This window comes from Moorena sp. SIO2C4 (assembly GCF_010672485.1).
In the GTDB taxonomy this organism is placed as follows: domain Bacteria; phylum Cyanobacteriota; class Cyanobacteriia; order Cyanobacteriales; family Coleofasciculaceae; genus Moorena; species Moorena producens.
Genome location: NZ_JAAHGN010000541.1, coordinates 1 through 5,009 on the forward strand (window position 1 = coordinate 1; position 5,009 = coordinate 5,009).

The 5,009-nt window shown below is 44.3% G+C and carries 5 protein-coding genes and 1 pseudogene; 3 read left to right on the forward strand and 3 right to left on the reverse strand.

Features of this window, described 5'->3' with window-relative positions; all coding sequences use genetic code 11:
• Positions 1-115 precede the first annotated feature (115 nt).
• Positions 116-229, reverse strand: a pseudogene (locus F6K20_RS23900) (UvrD-helicase domain-containing protein); the annotation flags it as partial.
• 300 nt (positions 230-529) lie between these two features.
• On the opposite strand from F6K20_RS23900, the gene F6K20_RS23905 reads away from it, so the two are divergent.
• The gene (locus F6K20_RS23905) at positions 530-1,762 is read left to right on the forward strand and encodes an RNA-guided endonuclease InsQ/TnpB family protein (protein WP_287296277.1); all 1,233 of its coding nucleotides are present in this window, start codon (positions 530-532) and stop codon (positions 1,760-1,762) included.
• A complete protein-coding gene (gene recR / locus F6K20_RS23910) occupies positions 1,763-2,359 on the forward strand; it encodes a recombination mediator RecR (protein WP_008188011.1) in 597 nt (198 codons plus the stop codon).
• A 69-nt stretch (positions 2,360-2,428) separates the two neighbouring features.
• Here recR and F6K20_RS23915 read toward each other — a convergent pair whose 3' ends face one another.
• Positions 2,429-2,980 (reverse strand): response regulator, encoded by a 552-nt coding sequence (locus F6K20_RS23915; RefSeq protein ID WP_008188012.1) that lies wholly within the window; start codon positions 2,978-2,980, stop codon positions 2,429-2,431.
• A gap of 573 nt (positions 2,981-3,553) precedes the next feature.
• Positions 3,554-4,306: a 4'-phosphopantetheinyl transferase family protein gene (locus F6K20_RS23920; protein WP_008188013.1), complete on the reverse strand. Its 753-nt coding sequence runs from the start codon at positions 4,304-4,306 to the stop codon at positions 3,554-3,556.
• Positions 4,307-4,542: 236 nt separating this feature from the next.
• Between F6K20_RS23920 and F6K20_RS23925 the strand changes: the two genes are divergently transcribed.
• The coding region (locus F6K20_RS23925) for a phosphoenolpyruvate carboxylase (protein WP_287296279.1) at positions 4,543-5,009 on the forward strand (467 nt) is incomplete at its 3' end.

The following is a 5,009-nucleotide window of genomic DNA, read 5'->3' on the forward strand; positions in this document are numbered from 1 at the left end:
TTAGAGACTTTACCAAACCCCAATCGAATCAAGTTACAAGAAGCCTTAAGGAATAAAAATTTTAGTTACTCAGGTGTAACTGGGACAGTCAAATTCAAACCAGATGGTAACCGCATCGGGTTTTGCCAGACCCGGCACCAGCAACAACTAACAACGGACCACAGAAATGTTCAACGGCTTGAAGTTGGGAAGGGTTGAGGTGGCTCAGGAAATCAGGGGTTGTACTCATAGGGGCGGATAAAATGCGATCGCAGATCTATCTAGATCTATTTATCTTATAGCTGAGCTTATTCTAATGTTTTGTTTTGCCACTGTGATTCTAAAAATCCCATGATCTAGCAGCACTAAATTGTCCATGAACACTTTCCCGATTCTCTACTCCCGATTCCCGATTCTTGACCAAACAAAAATAATGGGTTTCAAGCCCCGCCCTTCTAGGGCGGCTTTGAGCATGTCATCCCACTTATTGAGCTAACGCTTGCACCTTTATTCAAAAATGTGTTATCCTGAGCTTAAGGAGGAAAGCCAATTGTTTAATTTAACCTACGAGTTTAAACTGAAGCCAACTGCCAAGCAAGTCTCTTTATTTGAAGACTGGTTGGAGCAATGCCGCAAGGTTTATAACTACGCTTTAGTCGAACGCAAGGACTGGTATAAGTCTCGTAGCTGTCAAATTAACGCCTGCTCTCTCCCTAGGGAATACATTATCCCAGCCGATGCTAAACGTCCTACTTATGCCAGTCAGTGTCGTGGTTTAACTGCTGCCAGAAAAGCTATTGAAGAATTAAGAGCTGTTCAAGTTCATGTCTTGCAACAAACACTCAAAAGGTTAGAAAAAGCCTTTGTAAGTATGTGGGAACAAGGACATGGCTTTCCTCGCTTTAAGAAGCAGGGACAAATGCGGTCTTTTGTCTTTCCACAACTAGGAGTCAAGCCCCTTGAAGCTAACAGAGTAAAACTACCCAAGATTGGTTGGGTGAAGATGAGGCAATCACGGGAGATACCCGCTGATGCTGTAGTCAAGCAAGCTAGAGTAGTCAAGAGATCCTCCGGTTGGTATGTGATGCTCACTCTAGCATGGGATGTAGATGTTCCCCAAGTCATGCCTCACGGAGAAGCCTTGGGGATTGATGTCGGAATTTCACATTTTGTTGCTGTTAGCAATGGTGCTTTGTTTCCTAATCCACGCCCTTTCAAACGCCTTGAACGCAAGCTTAAATTGCTGCAAAAGAGGGTAAGTAGGAAGCGCATTGGAAGTAGAAACCGTGTGCTCGCACAAAAGAAAGTCAGTAAGTTACACGAACGAATTGCTAACGTCAGAAAAGATTACCACTGGGAATTAGCTCATAATCTCTGTGATTGGGCTGGAATGATCTTTGTTGAAGATCTAAATCTTAAAGGGTTGGCCAGAGGGATGTTGGGTAAGCACTGCTTGGATGCAGGATGGGGACAGTTTTTCCAGATATTAGAGCAATGTTGTTTTAAGCGTGGCGTCTATTTTCAAAAAGTAGACTCCAAAAAGACTAGTCAGATCTGTCCCAACTGCTTAACTGAAACTGGGAAAAAGACGTTAGCTGAGCGTGTTCATCATTGCGAAGATTGCGGCTACACAACCAGTAGAGATGTTGCAGCCGCTCAAGTAGTCGCTATGCGCGGACTTGCAGCCGTGGGACACACGGTCAAGATGCTTTCTGAGGGTAAATTCGTTGGAATCCCTTTGAAGAAAGAATCCCCGTCCTTCAAGGGCGGGGAGTGTCAATAGATGGTTTACACACGCCCCCTCGCTCGCTTAATTGAAGAGCTACAACGCCTGCCTGGAGTTGGTCCAAAGACTGCCCAACGACTAGCCCTTCATATCCTCAAGCGTCCAACACCGGAAGTCAAAGCCCTAGCGCAAGCGTTGGTGGAAGCCAAACAACAAGTTGGTTTCTGTAGAGTATGCTTTCACTTGTCTGCTGAACCCGTCTGCCAAATTTGCCGCAATTCCAACCGGGACGAGAAGACTATCTGTGTAGTTGCCGACTCAAGGGATGTGATTGCCATCGAAAAAACCCGCGAGTACCGAGGTAAATACCACGTTCTGGGAGGAGTGATCTCCCCCATGGATGGCATTGGTCCAGAACAACTCCATATCCAGCAACTTGTACAACGAGTCAGCCAGAAAACGATTCAAGAAGTCATTTTAGCCATCAATCCCAGTGTAGAAGGGGAGACAACCACACTATATATAGGTCAACTGATCAGGCCGTTTACCAAAGTGACCCGGATTGCCTTTGGTTTACCCATGGGGGGAGACCTAGAATATGCAGATGAAGTAACCTTAGCTAGAGCCTTAGAAGGACGCCGTGAGTTGGAGTAATTGGACTAAGAATTAGTGAAGGATGAATGATGAAGTAAGAACATACTTCATCCTTTATACTTGCATAAACTACTTCAACTTTTGCTTAATAAAGGTCACCAGCTGACCTAATTGTTTCTTCAAGGCATCAATTTCTTTCTGCATTTTGGCAACCTTTGCCTTCAACTGTGCAATTTCTTGAGCTGATGCGACTGAGGACTGATCGGTAGCTGCACTAATTGTTGGTGGTGCAGGAGTTGCTGGTCGCTTCTTAGCCTTTTGCATAGATTCTTTGATAGCGTCCGTCAGCTGCTTTTTATTAAAAGGCTTTTCAATAAAGGCAAAATACTTAAAAGGTTCTTTAATTTTAGCAGTTACCTCTTCTTTTCGACCTGACATTAATACCAGAGGAATTCTTTGTAATTTAGGCTCACTTTGAAGTTTATCAAAAATCTCAAATCCACTCATTTTTGGCAGGATAAAATCTAACATTATAAAGTTAGGTTCTTCCTGGTAAATTAAATTAATTCCCTCCACCCCATCTTTAGCTTCGAGGACTTCAAACCCCGGAGGTAACATCTCTTTGACACGCTTGCGGATTACCGTACTATCATCGATTACCAGGATTTTATGACTTGCCACGACTGACTCCTTTCCAAGGTAGTTTGAGGTAATTTTAAAAAAACAAATGTTGAATGAAGCGACTGTCGCCGACTCCAGAGGCTAATGTGGACACCCTAACTTAGGATCAGGGGAGTGCCCGTTTGCCTAGCGATGATCGACAAGTCACGACCTACCCAACTAAGATAACTCAGCCCTATCAATCTATAGGCATACCCCTATAAAAAGGTGTGGGAGATGTGACAATCTATCCCTACTTAGTGCCATTTTACGGTAAGATTATACACCCGTTCGGGGTGAATGGGTGTTGAGGCTCCCCCGGTCACCCCTAATATCAATTCTGGTTGAATACCCATCAATTTTGGGGGGCGCGGGGAGGGTGGGGAGGGTGGAAAGTGTGGGGAGATGGGAACCCACCCCTAACCCCTCCCAGGAGGGGAATATGGGGAGATGGGGGAAATTTTTATTAAGGGTAATTATCCTGACATGATATAAGCGATCGCATTCCGATGCAAACTACTTGATCTGGTTCAGTTACGATTAACCAGTTAGGATTACGGCCTAATTTTACCCTACACCCAGTCACTCCACACTCTAACCAGGGACTGATTCCTCGGTGTAATCAAAACAACTTAACTGCCAATCTTTTCTTTCGACAACCAACGAGGCAAAGTAACCCGGCGCAGGGGTTAAACCAGCTATAGACCAAGGGTAAACTGCCTGAGGGTCTTTGTTGATGCTCAGCAAGGCAGTCGGTTCAGCTGGATTTACAGAAACTTCCACTTGTTCCAAGCCAGCTAGTCCTTCACCAATTGCTTTGAGATAGGCTTCCTTACTCGTCCATCCCTGAAAAAATGCCTTGTGCTTTTGCTCCTCAGACACAGAACAAATCACGGCATACTCTTGGGGGGAAAAGAAACGTTGAGCGAGTTGCTCAGCATCTGGCATTGGTCGCAGATATTCTAGGTCAACGCCAATGCGCTGATCCCGGGTAATAGCATACAGAATTAGTCCATGAGAGTGAGAAACATTAAAACGGAGTCTTCTGCCCCCAGAGGTTTCCTGGAGTGCTGGCTTGCCCCGCTTTCCATAACAAAACTCCACTTGGCGTGGGTTCATGGCCAAATAGCGACCCAAGATTTGGCGCAAAAGACCCCGACCTGCTATAAAATGCTTCCGATCCCGCTCAAAGTAAAATCGCTGAGCTCTTTGCTGCTCGTCCTCAGAAAGAGTAGTTGCCAATTTTTCAATCAATAATTCACTCAGCTCCAACTGCGCACGCCAGAGATGGACATCATGGTTCAATAGTTGCAAATCTGTTGGGGGAAGTAGCCACACTGGGGTCATGGTTCAAGAAAAACTTATTAAGCTTAGCAGTTTCACAGTTACACCCAATAGTCAAATTTCATAAATTTAATGATTTTTACAGATACTCAACAAGTTGGTTTAGTATTAAAGTTAATGTAAAGATGTTAAGCTTCCGTGAGCTTTACCAAGAAATTTAAATTCTTGTTCCTTAATTACTCCAAAGAACCTCAAACCCGTAAAATAGATTAGCTTTGTATAGGGAATAGATAGAGCTTATGAGTTTGCTCCCATCTCCATCTAATCAAGAATCAACCTTCCCCGCTACTTCTGACCTGTTTCTGCGCCATCGACTTAAAGTTGTAGAGGATATGTGGGAATCTGTTCTCCTATCTGAATGTGGTCAGGAACTCGTCGATTTACTCAAGCAACTGCGGGAATTGTGTTCTCCAGAAGGACAAGCAACTGAAGATCCTCAATCCTCAGTAGCTGATTTAATCAAGCAGCTTGACCTTAATGAGGCTATCCGAGCATCACGGGCGTTTGCCCTTTACTTTCAGCTGATTAATATTGTTGAACAACATTATGAACAGCGAAATCAACAACTCTCAAGACGCCGCTCCTACCGAAGAAGCACTGAACCCGAGTTAACCCCCTTATCCCAAGGTATTTTAAAAAATGGTAATTCGTCTTTGTCAACTGTTGTAACCGTTGACAAAGAGGTGGAAATAGGCAATCAGGTTAC

What these genes read in the sequence shown, in the direction of transcription:
- recR (WP_008188011.1), top strand. Translation starts at nt 1,763, where the DNA reads ATGGTTTACACACGCCCCCTCGCTCGCTTAATTGAAGAGCTACAACGC.
- F6K20_RS23920 (WP_008188013.1), bottom strand. Translation starts at nt 4,306, where the DNA reads ATGACCCCAGTGTGGCTACTTCCCCCAACAGATTTGCAACTATTGAAC.